Here is a 17,807-nt window from a genome sequence, read left to right on the forward strand (position 1 = left end):
CCTTAGTGTTTTTGAGTTAACTCAAGTACCACAGATTGCAACGGTTGTAATTGAATTTGAACACTGGCGTGGTCATTATTATCTACTATCAAAGCGTGTTCATATGGCTGCTGGGTGAGCAAATCAATCAACGTTACGTTTTCAACGATGTGCCATTGGTCGAGAAGTGTTTTGGGTAGCGCAAGCGTAAATGCTTTAGACTTGGTTGGGCTAAAGTTACTGGCAATGAGCAATTGCTGCTCAGCATTATAGCGGCTAAAAGCAAACACCTGATCATCATATCCTTGCGTATTAAGCTTGCGCTGTGGGGTATCTAATTGTAAATATTCGCCGGTTAACGCAGGCGCACTATGGCTAAGGTTTAATAAGGTTTGATAATAAGCACGTAATGCCTTTTCATCTTGGGTGGACTGTCCGCCATCAAACTTGCCGTTATTCATCCAGCGTTGATGTGCAGGCACGCCAACATAGTCAAAGATACTGGTGCGAGTCGGTTGGCCAAACCCAGCCATTTGCGCGCCTTGTTCACCCACATCTTGGCCAAAATACAGCAGCGTGGGTGAGCGGCTTAATGTGGTCGAGATTACCATTGCGGGCAGGGCATTGAATGCATTACCGGCAAAGTCTGCGGTGTTGATACGTTGTTCGTCGTGATTTTCTAAAAAGTGCAGCATATGTTGTTCAATGTCGCTCACTTTTGCTTGCACTGTAGCGATAACCGCTGTGCTGGCTTTGCCTTGAATAATGGCTTTTAAGTTGTCGTATAAATCAACTTTGTCGTATAGATAATCCATTTTACCTAAATGAATATAATCACGATATAAATCAGGGTTATATACTTCAGCTAAAATAAAGGCATTGGGATTAGTGTGTTTAATGTGGCTGTTAAGGTAACTCCAAAATTCAACCGGTACCATTTCGGCCATGTCGTATCGAAATCCATCAACCCCTTTGGCTAGCCAGTATTGGGCAATGCGTTCAAACTTACGCCAGGAGTCTGGAATATCATCTGTGGTCTGTGCTTGCCAAAAAGCCAGATGCTCCGCAGCCGTTTTGTGAGCATATTCAAGTGGCAGTACCGGGAAGTCATGGCTGCCGTCTGGCTTTACACCATAATTTATTTTCACGGTCTCGTACCAGTCGTTGGCATCGGGTTTGGCTAGACGCGAGCCATTACCTGTCCACTTTGCTGGCGATTCAGCAAATTTGCCGTCGCTCAGAGGGTGAACGTCGCCGCCTAGTGGTGCGTAATCATTGGGGGCGTCTGGTACGGTAAAGTCTTCACCGATAACATAATAAAAGTTGTTATGTTTGCTATAAACCTGAGAGGTATCGTCATTGGCACCAAAGTCTGGTTCGCCTTGTGGGGCCGATAGAGAGTGATAGTTACGGGCGATATGATTGGGGACTATGTCGATAATGACTTGCATGCCATTAGCATGGGTACGTTCAATTAAGGCTTCAAATTCTGCCAACCGATTAGCCGGATTGGTCGCTAAATCTGGGTTGACGTTGTAATAATCTTTTACCGCATAAGGTGAGCCTGCACGGCCTTTTACCACATCGGGGTCGTCGTTACTGATCCCTATATTGGTGTAATCGTTAATGAGGGCATGATGTGGTACACCGGTATACCACACGTGAGTGGTACCAAGGGATTTGATGTCTTGTAAAGCGGTATCGGTAAAGTCGCTAAATTTGCCGACGCCATTGTCGGCAATGGTGCCCCAAGGTTTATTGGTAGTATTAGTATTGCCGTATAAGCGAGTAAAAACTTGGTATACCACGGGTTTTCCGGTTGTAGATACTTGCTTAGTTTGAGTCAAAGGCGCTGCCGATTGCCTCACATCTTGAGTCTTTCGTGTGTCTGTATTGGTGGGTTGGCAGCCACTGATACTTAAGCTTAATCCCAGAGCGGCGAGATAAGCGAGGGGACTCATATTAACGAATAATGGTACAGAGGGTAATAGCATAGGGGCTCTTTTTATCTTGGTATCCACTTTGTTGTGGCGAATGAGGTTGTGTGTTTCATCATGGCAACGCTAATCCATAATGCATTAGCGCAGCCATCATCAATCTGGTGATTTACTGACGACTTAACGATAAAATAGTCACGCCTTTATGCTCAAGCTTAAGCGGAGTATCTAATTGATAAGATTGTTTATTGATGATATCAGTGCCTTGGGTATTACCATTAAATACGCTGCTAAAGCGTTGTAAGTCGAGCTCAACGCTTTGCTCATTTTTGTTGTAAATAATTAACAAGGTTTCATTATCAGCATGGCGACTTTGCACGTAAACGCCATCTTTAGGCACAAAATGACGCAAATTGCCATGTTGTATTGCCGCAGAATGTTTACGGTAATTAAGCAAGCTGCGCATAAATGATAATGTGGCTTGTTGCTGATTATTTAAGCCTTCACCAGTAAAAGCGTTGACTTTATCTTGCGGCCATCCCCCCGGAAAATCACCACGCACGGCACCATCGTTTCTTCCTTCACTTGGGCTTTGCATTAGCACTTCTGTGCCATAAAAAATCTGTGGAATACGGTTACTGGTGACTACGTATGCCATTGCAATATTAAACAAGCCTAAATCGTTTTTCATTAAGCTGTATAAACGGTTGGTGTCGTGATTACCTTCAAATAACACCAAATCTGTCGGTTTGGCATACACTACATCGTCGGCTAAGCGTTGGTACAAATTAATTAAACCTGTGTCCCAACCTTCGGGTTCGGTTAAGCTGGCAATTAACGTGTCGTAAAGTGGAAAGTCCATCATGCTTGGGGTGTATGAGGTGTAACCATCGCTATTTTGCTTACCTGCCTGCCAGTAACTGACAGTAATAGGATTGCCCGTCCACTCTTCGCCAACAATATTAAAGTTAGGGTATTCGTCCATAATGGCTTTAGACCAACGGGTTAAAAATGCTTTATCTGCGTAAGAGTAAGTGTCTTCGCGTATACCACTCAGGCCTGCATATTCAACCCACCAAATACTGTTTTGAATTAAGTAAGTCGCCATGTGTGGATCGGTTTGATTCATGTCGGGCATGGTGTCGGTAAACCAGCCTTGATCAAAATCAGCGGTGTCACTGGCTACAGCGTATGGGTCTTGTACTGTGGTGCGACGGTGGCTGGTGTATAAAATATCTTGCGGATTTTGCTGCCAGGCTTGCTGGCCGTTAACCCAGGTTTCGCTCGGAAAATCGGCCATCCATTGGTGACCTGAGCCCATGTGGTTAACGATGACATCTTTAATGACCCCAATGCCAAAGCTGCGTGCTTCTTGCACAAGTGCTTGGTACTCTTCATTGGTACCAAAACGTGGATCAATTTGATAAAAATGGGTGGTGGAATAACCGTGATAAGAATACTTATCTTGGTTGTTTTCAAGCAGTGGGTTAATCCACAACTGAGTCACCCCTAAATCGTGTAAGTAGGGTAGCGCTTTACGGATCCCCATAATGTCGCCACCGTGGCGACCACCATCAAAGCTGCGATCGGCTTTTTCAAGCATGCTTGGGTGATTATCGTTGTCTGGATTGCCGTTAACAAAACGATCTGGGGTGATTAAGTAAATGACATCTTTATTGCTAAACCCTTGGCGTTCGCGCGCACCGGGCTCACGTGCTTGAATAGCATAATCAAATTGCTCAACTAGCTGATCATTATTATAAAGGCCAATTTTTAGTTGTTGTACTTTGGCATCTTGTAAATCTAAATTAATAAACAAATGATTGGGGCTTGCGGTTTGCTCAACGTTAACCAGCTTGACGCCCTGGGCGTTGAGCAGTTTAACCTGATGGCCGCTAATGTTGTCACCAGCAACCAATAATTGCAGTTGTGGATTATGCATGCCAGCCCACCAAGAAAGCGGCTCAACGTTGACCTGTGCATTTACAGACAATACACAGCAATTCATTGCCAATCCTAAGAAAACTGAGCCGGCTAACAAACGGTTTTTTGTTGGCTTTACGGTGTGTCTATAGCGAGTTGATAACGTCATTTTGTGTCCTATGAAATTTTTGTTTGGTTATTGGTATTGTTTTTGAGTCTCGTTGCGTAATTTGAACGCGTTAAAGTCCCCGAATAAACGCGCTATGTTCAGGCATGCTGGCAACCGTGGTGTTAATCACTTTGCTTATGTTGCCTAAGTAGTCATGTAATGCAGTCGGCTCAACCGCTGCAGCAAGCGGATGAAAGTCTGTCGGTTTAATGCCTTGGCCGAGCATCACCTGTATCCAGGCGGCTTCGGTAAACAGTTCATCTTGATGCCTAAATACGCAGGCGGTTTGGTTAAATAAATCAATTTTTTGTTGCAACCCCTCTGGAATACTCATGTCACGGCAATGTTGCCATAACCCTGCATTTTCAGGCTCTTTTTGTTTGGCGTTGAGGTGATAGTGCAAAATAATAAAGTCGCGAATTTGTTCAAACTCAGTTTGTGATTGGCGATTAAACTCATCGATTTGCTGCGATTGAATGCCGTGATGCGGGAACAATTTCGTTAAGCGAATAATCGCCGATTGCACTAAATGCAAGCTGGTGGATTCTAGCGGCTCTAAAAATCCACTCGATAAACCAATCGCGATACAGTTTTTATGCCACTGCTTAACTCGTCTACCCGTGGTGAAATTGATTTTACGGGGCTCAGCTAATGGTCTGCCATCAAGGTTGTCGAGTAACAGCTGTTTTGCTTGCGCATCGCTCATGAATTGGCTGCTATAGACAATGCCATTGCCGGTACGGTGTTGTAGTGGAATTCGCCATTGCCAACCTGCATCATGTGCAGTGGCTTTAGTGTAGGGCAGAAGTGGGGTTGTACTTTCACATGGAACGGCGTAAGCGCTGTCACAGGGTAACCAATGTTGCCAGTTTTCGTAATCGACACCGAGCGCTTGTTCAATTAATAGGGCGGCAAAGCCTGAGCAGTCGATAAATAATTCGCCGGCTATCGTCTGGCCGTTTTGCAAGATAACACTGGCGATATTGCCACTGTTATCAAGTGTAGTGTTATCTATTTTACCTTCAAGGCGCTTAACGCCTCGCTGCAAACAATATTGTTGCAGCAGGGTGGCATATAAGCTGGCATCAAAATGGTAGGCATGAGTAATGCCCGACATTTGTGCATTGGGGATATTAGCAATAGGTTGAAATTTATTGTGTTTAGCGGCCTGATAATTAATGGAATAACGCCAAAAGTCTGCCGGATTGTATTGTGTGTCTGAGGTGTGAGCTGCTTGGGCGCAAAGCCAGTAATGATGAAATGAAGTAAAGCCTAGGTCGCGACCTACATTACCAAAGGCGTGCATGTAAGTATCACCTTGTTGATACCAGTTTTCAAATTCGATGCCCAATTTATAAGTCGCTTGGGTTGTGTGAATAAAATCACTTTCTTTAATGCCCAGAACACGATTAAAAATTTGCAGTGGCGGAATAGTGGCTTCGCCCACACCAATCGTACCAATGGCCTCTGACTCGATGAGGGTAATATTGAGTTGGGTGTTAAATAATCGGCTCAACATGGCTGCAGTCATCCACCCAGAGGTGCCGCCGCCCACAATGACAATGTTTTTTATTGTTGTTTGGTTCATTGTAATCGCCTTTATATAATGTGTGATGAGGTTAATAAAGAAAAAAAGCCCCTGTATAAAGGTACAGAGGCTTTTTGTCAGCTTATTGCAAATTAAAACTTGTAGTTGGCACCTAACATAAAGTTACGGCCATAGTTTTGATAATCGCGAACTAAGCGTTGGTCATCACCTGTGTACGAGGTAAAAGGCTCGTTGGTCAAGTTATTCACTTGGAACTGAACCGATAAACCGTATAAGGCATCGATTCCGCTCTCGGTAAAGTCATAACCAATTTGCGCATCGACTACGGTTTCTGCTTTCACGTTAACGTTGACACGCGTTAAGCTGATTGCGGTGACTTCACCTAAGAAGTCACTACGGTAGCGAGAACTGATACGCGCTTCAAAGCCTGCATTTTCATAATAAACTGTAGCGTTAAAGGTTTTTTCAGATAGACCTTCTAGCTTTTGTGGATCACTGTCTGCAGTTTCTTTTACTTCGCTGTCATTGTACGAGCCACTTAAGATAGTACCAAACCCTTCTAGTTGGTCGGCAAACAAACCAAAATCTAGCGATAAAGAGGCTTCAATACCTTGAACATATCCGCCGTTACCATTTTGTGGTTGGGTGACTAAACCAATTGGATTGTCTGTTGGTGCTTGTGGTAAAAAGGTACTGAAATCAAGCGCTGTCTGTTGATCATATACGAAGTTTTCAAGGTCTTTGTAGTATACCGCTAATGCAAAGTAACCTTGATCGCTAAAATAGTTTTCGTAGCTTATGTCATACTGACGCGCTAACCAAGGGCGTAACTCAGGATTACCTGCACCACCTGACCAGTTAACACCGTCAGTTGGATTCTGATTGTAGCTAAAGTTAACGTTGGCATTCATTTTGTCCATGCGCGCACGGGTTAGGGTACGAGCGGCGGCAAAGCGAACCATTTGACCATCGGCCACTTCAAAACCTAAGTTTAAGCTTGGCAACCATTCAACGTAAGAGTCACCTGCGGTGCGAGGAGTGACGATAACCTCGCCATCTTCAACCGTCGCCACTGTCCCGTCTGAACTTTGGTCAGTGTGCACTGCCTGAATACCAATATTACCTGTTACCGGTAAACCAAATAATTCAGATTCTAAATTGGCTTTAACGTATAGCGTTGACACTTCTTCTGAAATGGCCCAAGAGTTAGTTGCGCGAGATAAATCGACATCTGCTACGTCAGTTTCGGTGTAACCGCCAGCATGATAAAATGCCAGCGCGTCGTAACTTAATACATCACCCATACCGAAAAAGTCTAATGACGTTGGCGATAACAAGAATTCATCAGGCACGGTTTCTAAGTAGTTATCTGAGCCGTCATAACCCGCTAAGGTGAGGTAATAACCTTTGTCTAACTTGCTCTTATCACGGTTAGTGCGGTTAACACCAAATTCAACGCTACGAACAGCACCTTCATCGAATATGTATTCAGCACTTAAACGGAACGAGTTTAGCTCATCTTCAATTTCTGGTTTATTGATAAAACCGTCTTGGGTGTTAGGCCCTAATGGACTGCCCCAGCCAAGTGGATCACCTAATTTAATGACATTAGGGTCTGCGTAATCTAAGTTGTGAGTAAAGTCGTAACCGCCATTACCATTATAGGCAAAGCCTAAGTCATCAACAGCGCCAACACCGGTACCACGACCAGTACCGCTGTAGGTTTCCATACCGATGTCGGTACGGTCAACTTTTGACATCGCGATGTCAGCTTCAATGCTCCAGTTGTCGTTGATGGTGTATTTATTGTTCCAACCGATTGAAATTGAGTCAGCATCACGTTTGTTAACGTCGTTACGTACAACCACTTCTGCACCAATAATGGTGCCTTCAGTGACAAGGCCGTTTTCAGTTGCTGCAGCCGTTACGCCGCCATTAGCACCCCATGCTGCAGGGATTTCAATGCCGCGTAAGCGTTGGTCGTCGGTAAATTTAGTGTAATAAACATCAACGACAGAGGTAAATTGCTCGTTAGGTGCATATTCAAATACCGCTAACACACCGTCACGTTCTAATTCACTTGAACGTACAAACGGTTTTGCTCCGCCTAGTATGCTATCACCCGCGTCATTTGTTGGGTAACCCCAAGCTTGCCAGCGCTCTTCTTGGTTTGGCGACACCATACGGGCGTAACCTAATGCCACACCAATGGTATCGTCTGCAAATTGGTCAATGTACGAAATACTGCCACGGTAGCCAGTGTCATCCGAACCACTGTTTAACGAGCCTAAATCGTTCATTTCGCCGCGTAAAGACACCGCAATCGTTTGCTCGCCATGTGTTAATGGGCTAATGGTTTGCATGTCTACTGTGCCGCCGATGGCTTGTGCCATAACAGATGCATCAGGGGTTTTATACACCACCACACGGTTAAGTAATTCTGAAGGGTATTGGTCAAATTCAACGCCACGGTTGTCGTTGACTGACGCTTGTTCGCGACCGTTTAAGGTAGCAGTGGTAAAGTCTGGGCCTAAACCACGAATTGAGATTACGTTTGCACGGCCGTCTAAACGTTGTGCGGCAATGCCGGGTAAACGTGCTAGTGACTCAGCGATACTGACGTCTGGTAATTTACCTATGTCTTCTGCAGAAATAGCTTCAACAATTGAAGATGAAGACATTTTTAATGATTGTGATTCTTGTAAGCTGCGGCGAATACCTGTGACTTGAATCACTTCAATATTTTCTTCAGCAGCTTCAGTTGTTTGAACATCATCAGCAGCGTAAGCACTCATACTTGCACCTGCAGCGGCTAATGCTAGCGTTAGTAGGCTCGGTTTAAATAGCAACATTCATCTTTCCCCTTTGTTGAACACTTAACTCGTTAATTTAGGTCGCGAGTTAGTGTCCTTTTGAATTTTGGTTACAGTCTTTTATTGTGTTTATGCTCCGACATGCTTAATTAACTTTATAAGTGACTGCATAAGTGCCGAAGTTATGACCAAATTGTTGCACAACAGTAACGATATTACTCTCAGTTCACTTTTGCCGACAATGTTATGCATACGTATTCAAAGGTTGGCGACATGATGTTGTGACGCTTTATTACATTTATTAAACATCTTTTTAATCCTGCATTTTAATTGTAAGTTATTGATTGTGATTGTATTTTGTTGGTCTGTATTTTGTGAGTGATAAACGTATTTCTTTGCATACGTATGCAGACGTATTGAACCTGATTTCCTTATTCACGTATCCTCGGGGATAATAAATAACAACAGCGTTCTATTACGCGAACGCAACATTAAGTTAACTCACGGGTCGAAATTGGGTTAACTCATTCAAGGGGAAGTAATGAATCAGGTTACCTGGTGGCGTGGTGGAGTGATATATCAAGTCTATCCTCGTAGTTTAATGGATTCTAATGGCGACGGTGTGGGTGACTTGCAGGGCATTATTGCTAAGCTTGACTACATTGCGAGCCTCAACGTGGATGCGATTTGGATATCACCTTTCTTTAAATCGCCAATGAAAGACTTTGGTTACGACATTAGTGACTATCTTGAAATTGATCCTTTGTTTGGCACCATGGCTGATTTTGAACAGCTTATTGAACAGGCACATCAACGCAATATTAAAGTGGTGATTGACCAAGTGTTAAGTCATACCTCAGATCAACATGCGTGGTTTGAACAAAGCCGCCAAAGCCGTGATAACGATAAGGCTGATTGGTATGTGTGGGCAGATCCTAAAGATGATGGCAGCGCGCCTAACAATTGGCTTGCTATCTTTGGTGGTTGCGCATGGGAATGGGAACCTCGCCGCCAGCAGTATTATTTACATAACTTTCTTAAAAGCCAACCGGATTTAAACTTCCATAGTCCGCAAGTTCGCCAAGCGGTGTTAAATAACGTGGAATTTTGGCTTAAAAAGGGCGTGGATGGTTTCCGTCTGGATGCCATCACTTTCTGTTACCACGATGAACAATTACGCGATAACCCTGCAAAACCTAAAGACCAACGGCAAGGTCGTGGCTTTAGCGAAGACAATCCGTATGCGTATCAATACCATTATTACAATAATACCCGTCCACAAACGGTGGGTTTTATTGAAGAGTTGCGGGCATTGATTAACCGCTATCCTGGGGCCGTGACATTAGGTGAGGTCTCATCAGAAGATTCACTCGCCACTATGGCTGAATATACCCAAGGTGAAGACCGTTTACATATGGCCTACAGTTTTGAGCTGTTAACTGATGATTTTAGCGCGGCCTATATTCGCCAAACCGTAGAAGAATTAGAAGCCAGTATTGGTGATGGTTGGCCATGTTGGGCAATTGGTAACCACGATGTTCAACGAGTTGCTACGCGTTGGGGCAAGCAGCAAGCTAACCCGACCATGATAAAAATGCTCAATGCAATGTTGTTTTCATTACGCGGCAGTGTCTGCAGTTATCAAGGTGAAGAGCTTGGTCTGACAGAAGCGCCAATTGAATTTAACCAGTTACAAGACCCGTTTGGTATTGCATTTTGGCCGATGTTTAAAGGTCGTGATGGTTGTCGTACGCCAATGCCATGGGTTAAGTCTGAAGACAATGCAGGCTTTAGCCATACGCAGCCTTGGTTACCGATATCTGCACAGCACATTTCTAGTGCCGTTGATGTACAAGAAGCCGACAGTGAGTCTGTTTTAAACAGTTACCGTCACTTTTTAGCATGGCGTAAACAGCAAAACGTGTTGATCGCTGGTGACATTCAGTTTGTAAATGCTCATCCTAATGTGTTGGCTTTTGTCAGAACGCTGGGTTCACAGCGGATGTTGGTATTGTTTAACTTATCAATACAACAATCACAGTTTGAGTTAGCTGATATTAAGGTTAACACCGTGCTGGATGACCATGGGCTAGCAACAGGGCATCAAGATAAGCTGCAACCAAGTACCATTGTGCTACCAGGGTTTAGTAGCTTTTATGCCTTTGTCGATTAACGTGATTAAGCCGAAGTGCTATGAGCATTTCGGCTTTTTAGATCTCAAGGCTACTCTTGAGCTGTATCGGCCTTGTATGGCATCACTGTGACATAGCAACAGTGAGCAAAATAACTAAATAACAATAACTAACGAGAAGAGACCAATTATGGCTTCAACAATGCAAAGTACAGAATACACGGCTACTGACGGTGGTAATGGTAATTACCGGTTTGCGTTAGTGTCATTAACCTCGCTGTTTTTTATGTGGGGATTTATCACCTGTTTAAACGACATTTTAATTCCGCACTTAAAGGCGGTGTTTTCACTTAATTACACCGAGGCGATGCTGATCCAATTTTGCTTTTTTGGCGCTTACTTTTTGGTGTCGTTGCCCGCGGGTAAGTTAGTTAAAAAAATGGGTTATCAAAAAGGCATAGTATGTGGATTATTAATCGCCTGCTTAGGTTGTTTGTTGTTTTATCCCGCCGCGGCGTTTGCTACATACGGATTGTTTTTAGGTGCATTGTTCGTATTGGCATCAGGCATTACCATTTTACAAGTCGCAGCCAATCCTTATGTTAATGCATTAGGCAGTGTTGAAACCGCATCGAGCCGCTTAAATCTGACCCAAGCATTCAATGCACTGGGTACCACGGTTGCACCTTATTTTGGTGCTGTACTCATCTTGTCTGTGGCAAGTGGCGCTGCTGAAGGTTTAAGCCATGCGCAAGCCGAAGCGGAAGTGGTTAAACTGCCATACCTTATTTTGGCCGCCATGTTAGGTCTTTTAGCGTTTATTTTTGCCAAACTTAACTTACCGACCATTGCTGAGCACAATGAAGTGTCTGACAACAAAGGGGTTGTTACACATAACGGCAAAACCAGCGCATGGCAGAGTACCCATTTAGTGTTGGGCGCGGTGGGTATTTTTGTTTATGTGGGCGCTGAAGTCTCCATTGGTAGCTTTTTGGTTAACTTTTTAGGCGAAGAGCATATTGCCGGTTTACAAGAAGCCGATGCGGCTAAATACATTACCTATTATTGGGGCGGGGCGATGGTCGGTCGTTTTATTGGCTCTGCGGTAATGCAAAAAATTCCGGCGGGTACCATGCTCGCTTTTAATGCCTTAATGGCTGCTGTGCTTGTGTTAGTGGCAATGACTAGCAGTGGCGCTATTGCCATGTGGTCAATTTTAGGTGTGGGACTGTTTAACTCAATTATGTTCCCAACCATTTTTAGCCTGGCATTGCGTGGCTTAGGCCCACACACCTCACAAGGCAGTGGTATTTTATGTTTAGCCATTGTGGGCGGCGCGATTGTACCGTTATTGCAAGGTGTCATGGCAGATGCCATGGGCTTACAACTGGCGTTTATTTTACCGGTTGTGTGTTATGGCTTTATTTTATTTTATGGCGCTAAAGGCTCAAAAATGTAATTGGTGATATCCAGTTTACTGGCATACCAACTCAGCGACCTTCGGGTCGCTTTTTCTTGCTATCAGTGGCCTAAATCCCTATGATCGGCACGTTTTTACACTGATTGTTATTTTATGAGAGAGCCCATGTTAACGTACCCGCTGTCTGGCAGTTCATCTGAATTAGTATTAAACGTACTGACGATGGTGTTAACCCGAGGAAAACCACTAGATCGCGCTTATTCTGAGCATTTTTCTGGTTTATCGCTTAACCCGTCAGAGCAAGCGCGGATCACCCAAGTTACTGGCGATATTTTACGTCGGCTTAATCTGTATTGTTTTTTAGTCGATATCACCCCTGACGAGTTTGATCGCCAAGGGTCGAAACTGCTTAATGGTTGGCATGTCTTTCATGGCCTTGATTTACCTAAGATGCAGTACTCGTTACAAATCGAGCAAGCATCATTTGATGCCAATCTTGAAAAAGCCAAAGCCGATCCTGTGTTGTGGGATGGTTGTCCTGAATGGTTAAACGAATTAGGTCAAACCCAATTAGGCGATAAGTGGCCGGCAGAACGTGCTGCATTAGCAGAGCAACCTAAGCGCTATTTGCGCGTTAATGAGCTTAAGTGCGATCGTGAAAAACTGATTGCTCGTTTGCAAAAAGAGGGCGTAACGGCCGTTGCATTGCCCGATGTTGCCTCTGCCGTTGAGGTGACCTCAGATTCGGCACTGTTTCGTACCGATGCCTTTAAAGATGGTTGGTTTGAACAACAAGATGCCGGCTCGCAATTAGTGGCCGACGCAGTAGGCGCTAAACCGGGTATGCGTGTCGTTGATGCCTGCGCGGGTGCGGGGGGTAAAACGCTGCATATTGCTGCGCAAATGCAAGGTAAAGGCCGCTTACTGGCAATGGATGTTGAGCAATGGAAACTCGACAATTTAAAAGCTCGTGCCAAACGTGCAGGTGCGCATAATGTTGAAACCCGCATTATTGCCAGCTCTAAAACCATTAAACGTTTAAAGCTCAGTGCCGACCGAGTATTACTCGATGTGCCTTGTTCAGGACTTGGCGTGTTAAAGCGTAACCCAGATTCAAAATGGCGTGATACCCCCGAGCGTTTGCCCGTATTGATTGATTTGCAAAAGCAGATTTTGCAAAGCTACAGTCGCATGGTCAAAGTGGGCGGCATGCTCATTTACGCAACATGTTCAATTATGCCAGAAGAAAATCGTCATCAAGTGGACGCTTTTTTAGCTGAAAACCCGCAGTTTACTTTATTAGAAGATGAGAATATTTTAGTGTCAGAGCGCGGCTTTGACGGTTTTTATCTTGCTAAGATGGAACGCGTTGCCGAATAATATTTGTGCAAGATTTTATCAACGCTATTGGATTGCGCCTGGTGTAACTTATAATTAACAATTACTTAACAGTGCTTTTTGGGCACTGTTTTTTTATTCGTATAATAATAATTAGATTTTATAGCGCGGAATAGAATAAAAGAATAATTTAACATTGATAAACGTTCTATAAATGCATAATGTTATTAACATATTATTCAGTTGTATTATGAGTTAACTCATACCATTACGGAGCCACATGGATATAGGACCGAATATCGATAATTCAGCACAGCAACCTCAGCAAGATGGTTACCATGAATCAAGATTAGAGCGCTATAGCACGATCTTGAATATGGTTTTACAAGGTCTGCCACTCGGCGAAATGCTAAATGCTTTGGTGCTACTGATTGAAGCGCAAAAAATCGGCACAAAAGCATCGGTTCTGTTGCTCAGTGAAGATGGTAAACGCTTATTGTCTGGTGCTGCGCCCAATTTACCCGATACCTATAACCAAGCCATTAACGGTCTCGAAATTGGCCCTGAAGTCGGCTCATGTGGTGCGGCGGCTTTTTTAGGCGAGCGTGTAATAGTCGAAGACATGGATACCCATCCTAATTGGCTGCAATATAAGGAAATTCTTATTGGCTGTGGTTTAAAAGCCTGCTGGTCGGAGCCGATTACAGACAGTGAAAATAAAGTGCTTGGCACCTTTGGAATGTATTACGACACCTGTAAATCTCCCACAGAACAAGATTTAATCCTTATTCAAGAGGCGGCGCGCTTAGCAAGCTTGGCCATTGAGCGTAGTCGCGGTATGCACGTTCAACGTTTAAGCAGTAAGATTTTTAACAGTCTGCCTTTGGCATTGGTTATAACCAGTGAAGACAACTCGGTGCTTTCTGCAAACCCCGTGTTTAAATCGTTAACTTCTACTTACTATGCCAACCTTAAGTTGTTTGATGTGCAGCGCTTTTTAAGTCATTCTCCCAAAGAACTCGTTGATGACTTATTTGAGCATTTATCTTGTGGTCATGCTTGGCATGGCGAGCTTAAAGGCTTACGAACAGATAATGACATTATTGATATCTCGTTAACTGTTGCGGTTATCCGCGATTCATTTACTCAACAAAATTGTTTTGCGTGGCTTATCAATGATATTTCTTCTAGAAAAAATGCTGAGCAAACCATTCATTTTCAGACTAATTATGATCAACTTACCGGCTTAGCCAACCGTAATTATTTGTTTCAAAGCCTGCAAGTTATGGTTGAGTCAAACGACATTCATCATGAAGGAGAACATGCCTTTAATTTGATTTTGATCGACATTGACCACTTTAAGCAAATTAACGACACATTAGGTCATGACAAAGGTGACTTAGTCTTAAAGTTAATTGCTAAACGGTTAGTGAGTGCAATCCCTGAAAATGTGTTGCTGTCGCGCATTGCCGCCGATGAGTTTGCATTAGTATTGCCGGGTAAAATGACCACAGAATCATTAGTTGATATGGTTAATGAGGTCACTGCGGTACTCGACAACCCTTTTTCGGTTGGCGGGCAACATCTTAAATTAACTATCAGTGCTGGTATTGCGCGTTACCCCGAAGATGCTAATAAAGTGGAGCAGATACTCAATTGTGCCACTCAAGCGATGTATAATGCAAAGTCACGTGGTCGAGATGGTTTCCAATTTTTTAATCAGCAAATTCAAAAGGATGCTGAACGTAATGCAGAGTTACACTTACGTTTAAAGTCAGCTATTAGTGGTAATGAATTTGCTTTGTACTACCAACCCATTGTTAATCCGAATACGGGCAAAATCGTTAAAGCTGAAGTCTTATTACGCTGGCAATATAACGGCCAATTTATCTCTCCTGATGAGTTTATTCCGATTGCAGAAGAGTCGGGGTTTATTGTGCATATCGGTGAGTGGGTTAGAACTGAAGCCTTAGCTACATTAAAGCAATTACAAAGTAAAAAACTCGCGGTGCCGCTGGCGATTAATGTCTCGACCATTGAGTTTTGGACCGATGATTTACAACAACGATTTTTAGCATATTTCGACAATAAACAAGTTGAACTTGGAAATAATCAGTTGCCGTATCATTTGCTGACACTTGAGATCACTGAATCGTTAATGATGAAGCAACAAGACAACGTTAGTCAGTTGTTTATAGAACTTCGTCGACGTGGCATGCAGATTTCAGTAGATGATTTTGGTACCGGGTATTCGTCACTGTCTTATTTAGCTAATTTCCCTGTCGATCAGGTAAAAATTGATAAGTCCTTTATACAAAAAATTTCAATGGGAACTCGTCACGAGGCACTCATTGAAGCGATTGTTAGTATGAGCCGCGCTTTGGATTTGTCGATTGTGGCTGAAGGGGTTGAAACCCAAAACGAACTGGACTTTATTAAACAACAAGACATTGAGGCTGTGCAGGGGTATTTCTTCTACAAACCTATGCCGAAAGAGGCTTTTTTTGAACTGCTTGCCAAACAAGCACAATTAAATTAACAAGTTAATTTGGTTGTTTACCCATAAAAATGCCGCATTTAATGCGGCATTTTTAGTAAAACAAACCGTTGCACAATGCGCTCAGCTGAGATTAGTTAAGCATGCTCTTTGGTTCAGTAAACTCAAGGCTTAATGCTTCAGCCACTTCTTTACAAACTAGTTTGCCATGGATAACGTTTAAGCCATTTAATAAATGTTTGTCATTTAATAATGCTTGTTTGTAACCTTGGTTAGCTAACTTAATGATGTAAGGTAGCGTTGCATTGTTTAATGCAAACGTCGATGTACGTGCAACAGCACCAGGCATGTTAGCAACACAGTAATGTACTACATCATCAACAATATAAGTTGGCTCTTGGTGAGTGGTTGCGTGTGAGGTTTCAACACAACCGCCTTGGTCGATAGCAACATCAACAATGGCACTACCAGGTTTCATGCGCTTAACTAATTCTTTAGTGATTAATTTCGGCGCAGCAGCACCTGGCACTAATACACCACCAATCACTAGATCGGCTTCAAGCACGTGACGTTCAATCGCATCTGCTGTTGAATAAATGGCTTTAACAGCAGAACCAAACTGAACATTTAAGCGGCGTAATGCATCGATGCTACGGTCTAAAACAACCACATCAGCACCCATACCTACAGCCATTTGTGCCGCATTAGTACCCACCATGCCGCCACCGATAATGACAACTTTAGCGGGTTCAACACCTGGAACACCGCCTAATAACATGCCACGACCACCGAGTGATTTTTCAAGGGCTCGCGCTCCCGCTTGAATAGACATACGGCCAGCGACTTCAGACATGGGTGCAAGTAGCGGTAAACCACCACGGTCATCTGTTACTGTTTCGTAAGCGATACACACGGCACCACTGGCAATTAAGTCATTAGTTTGTGCTAAATCTGGTGCAAGGTGTAAATAAGTAAATAGGATTTGATCTTCGCGTAGCATTGCACGCTCAACAGCTAATGGCTCTTTTACTTTCACAATCATTTCAGCTTTGGCAAATACGTCAGCTGCAGTAGCTAAAATCGAAGCGCCAGCATCAATATAATCTTGATCGGTAAAACCGATCCCCACACCTGCGTCAGCTTGAACATAAACGTCATGACCTTTAATGGTCAATTCGCGCACGCTTGACGGTACCATGCCTACACGGTATTCGTGGTTTTTGATTTCTGTAGGTACACCAATAATCATCTTAAAGCCTCGATTTATAAAAAACCCACTTTAAGTGGGTATAGTTGTTATTAATTGTGACCTGAACGTGCTTATTTCAGGGAACTCTAGTATAGTGCCGGTTAGGCAGATTATGCTGCTGAAGATCCCTCTTAAAAAGGTTTAAATATTGTTTTAGGGACAAAACAAGGTTAAATATATGGCAAATAGCAAAAGCTTCTCAATTAAAGATTTAGACCGCATTGATCGTAATATTCTCCATGAACTGCAAATTGACGGCAGGATTTCGAATGTTGAACTGTCAAAAAGAGTTGGCTTAAGCCCGACTCCCTGTCTGGAAAGAGTTAAAAGGCTTGAAAAACAAGGGTTTATCAATGGTTATACAGCATTGGTTAACCCGCATTTTTTAGGGGCATCCTTGCTGGTTTTCGTTGAAATAACCTTGAATAGAGACACACCAGACATTTTCGATCGCTTTAATCGTGCTGTTCAGCTGCTAGATGATATTCAGGAATGTCATCTAGTCTCTGGTGATTTCGACTACCTATTGAAGACTAGAGTGTCAGATATGTCTGCTTATAGGCGATTATTAGGTGAAACCTTGCTGAAATTACCTTCAGTTTCAGATACTCGTACCTATGTGGTGATGGAAGAGGTAAAGCAAACCAACAAAGTGGCACTGTACAACTTAGGATAACCTTAACTTAATGAATAAGTGGTTTTACCTGTTTGTATCATTTTTATTTGCCATATCACGATGAAAAACACTGCCGCTAATTGATGTGGTTTTGTTGTTTCATTAGTGATTAATTTACCGGAAAAC

The 17,807-nt window shown here is 43.3% G+C and carries 10 protein-coding genes; 5 read left to right on the plus strand and 5 right to left on the minus strand.

Annotated features, from left to right (window positions below; all coding sequences use genetic code 11):
- Positions 1-2 precede the first annotated feature (2 nt).
- From PQR79_RS03520 to PQR79_RS03535, 4 genes are all read right to left on the minus strand, one after another.
- Positions 3-1,973: an alpha-amylase family glycosyl hydrolase gene (locus tag PQR79_RS03520; RefSeq protein ID WP_238104101.1), complete on the minus strand. Its 1,971-nt coding sequence runs from the start codon at positions 1,971-1,973 to the stop codon at positions 3-5.
- A gap of 112 nt (positions 1,974-2,085) precedes the next feature.
- Positions 2,086-4,008 (minus strand): glycoside hydrolase family 13 protein, encoded by a 1,923-nt coding sequence (locus PQR79_RS03525; protein ID WP_238104100.1) that lies wholly within the window; start codon positions 4,006-4,008, stop codon positions 2,086-2,088.
- A gap of 70 nt (positions 4,009-4,078) precedes the next feature.
- Complete coding sequence (locus PQR79_RS03530) at positions 4,079-5,596, minus strand: tryptophan halogenase family protein (protein WP_238104099.1); 1,518 nt, start codon at positions 5,594-5,596, stop codon at positions 4,079-4,081.
- A gap of 92 nt (positions 5,597-5,688) precedes the next feature.
- On the minus strand, positions 5,689-8,409 hold the full coding sequence (locus PQR79_RS03535; RefSeq protein ID WP_238104097.1) for a TonB-dependent receptor: 2,721 nt from the start codon (positions 8,407-8,409) through the stop codon (positions 5,689-5,691).
- A 502-nt stretch (positions 8,410-8,911) separates the two neighbouring features.
- Here PQR79_RS03535 and PQR79_RS03540 point away from each other — a divergent pair.
- From PQR79_RS03540 to PQR79_RS03555, 4 genes are all read left to right on the plus strand, one after another.
- Entirely contained in the window at positions 8,912-10,543 is a 1,632-nt protein-coding gene (locus tag PQR79_RS03540; RefSeq protein WP_238104096.1) for an alpha-glucosidase family protein, read from the plus strand.
- 148 nt (positions 10,544-10,691) lie between these two features.
- Complete coding sequence (locus PQR79_RS03545; RefSeq protein WP_238104095.1) at positions 10,692-11,960, plus strand: sugar MFS transporter; 1,269 nt, start codon at positions 10,692-10,694, stop codon at positions 11,958-11,960.
- Between the two features lie 126 nt (positions 11,961-12,086).
- Positions 12,087-13,301, plus strand: a complete 1,215-nt coding sequence (locus PQR79_RS03550; protein ID WP_238104094.1) for an RsmB/NOP family class I SAM-dependent RNA methyltransferase — start codon at positions 12,087-12,089, stop codon at positions 13,299-13,301.
- A 238-nt stretch (positions 13,302-13,539) separates the two neighbouring features.
- On the plus strand, positions 13,540-15,798 hold the full coding sequence (locus PQR79_RS03555) for a bifunctional diguanylate cyclase/phosphodiesterase (RefSeq protein ID WP_238104093.1): 2,259 nt from the start codon (positions 13,540-13,542) through the stop codon (positions 15,796-15,798).
- A 91-nt stretch (positions 15,799-15,889) separates the two neighbouring features.
- Here the strand turns inward: PQR79_RS03555 and ald are convergent, their stop codons facing one another.
- Complete coding sequence (gene ald / locus PQR79_RS03560; RefSeq protein ID WP_238104092.1) at positions 15,890-17,005, minus strand: alanine dehydrogenase; 1,116 nt, start codon at positions 17,003-17,005, stop codon at positions 15,890-15,892.
- Between the two features lie 178 nt (positions 17,006-17,183).
- On the opposite strand from ald, the gene lrp reads away from it, so the two are divergent.
- Positions 17,184-17,681 (plus strand): leucine-responsive transcriptional regulator Lrp, encoded by a 498-nt coding sequence (lrp, locus tag PQR79_RS03565; RefSeq protein WP_238104091.1) that lies wholly within the window; start codon positions 17,184-17,186, stop codon positions 17,679-17,681.
- The last annotated feature ends 126 nt before the right edge of the window (positions 17,682-17,807 follow it).

Origin of the sequence: Shewanella metallivivens (assembly GCF_028750675.1) — a bacterium.
GTDB classification, from domain to species: domain Bacteria; phylum Pseudomonadota; class Gammaproteobacteria; order Enterobacterales; family Shewanellaceae; genus Shewanella; species Shewanella metallivivens.

Coding starts and splice junctions, on each gene's coding strand:
- PQR79_RS03530 (WP_238104099.1), bottom strand. CDS start 5,596: ATGAACCAAACAACAATAAAAAACATTGTCATTGTGGGCGGCGGCACC.
- lrp (WP_238104091.1), top strand. CDS start 17,184: ATGGCAAATAGCAAAAGCTTCTCAATTAAAGATTTAGACCGCATTGAT.
- ald (WP_238104092.1), bottom strand. CDS start 17,005: ATGATTATTGGTGTACCTACAGAAATCAAAAACCACGAATACCGTGTA.
- PQR79_RS03555 (WP_238104093.1), top strand. CDS start 13,540: ATGGATATAGGACCGAATATCGATAATTCAGCACAGCAACCTCAGCAA.
- PQR79_RS03525 (WP_238104100.1), bottom strand. CDS start 4,008: ATGACGTTATCAACTCGCTATAGACACACCGTAAAGCCAACAAAAAAC.
- PQR79_RS03535 (WP_238104097.1), bottom strand. CDS start 8,409: ATGTTGCTATTTAAACCGAGCCTACTAACGCTAGCATTAGCCGCTGCA.
- PQR79_RS03540 (WP_238104096.1), top strand. CDS start 8,912: ATGAATCAGGTTACCTGGTGGCGTGGTGGAGTGATATATCAAGTCTAT.
- PQR79_RS03545 (WP_238104095.1), top strand. CDS start 10,692: ATGGCTTCAACAATGCAAAGTACAGAATACACGGCTACTGACGGTGGT.
- PQR79_RS03520 (WP_238104101.1), bottom strand. CDS start 1,973: ATGCTATTACCCTCTGTACCATTATTCGTTAATATGAGTCCCCTCGCT.
- PQR79_RS03550 (WP_238104094.1), top strand. CDS start 12,087: ATGTTAACGTACCCGCTGTCTGGCAGTTCATCTGAATTAGTATTAAAC.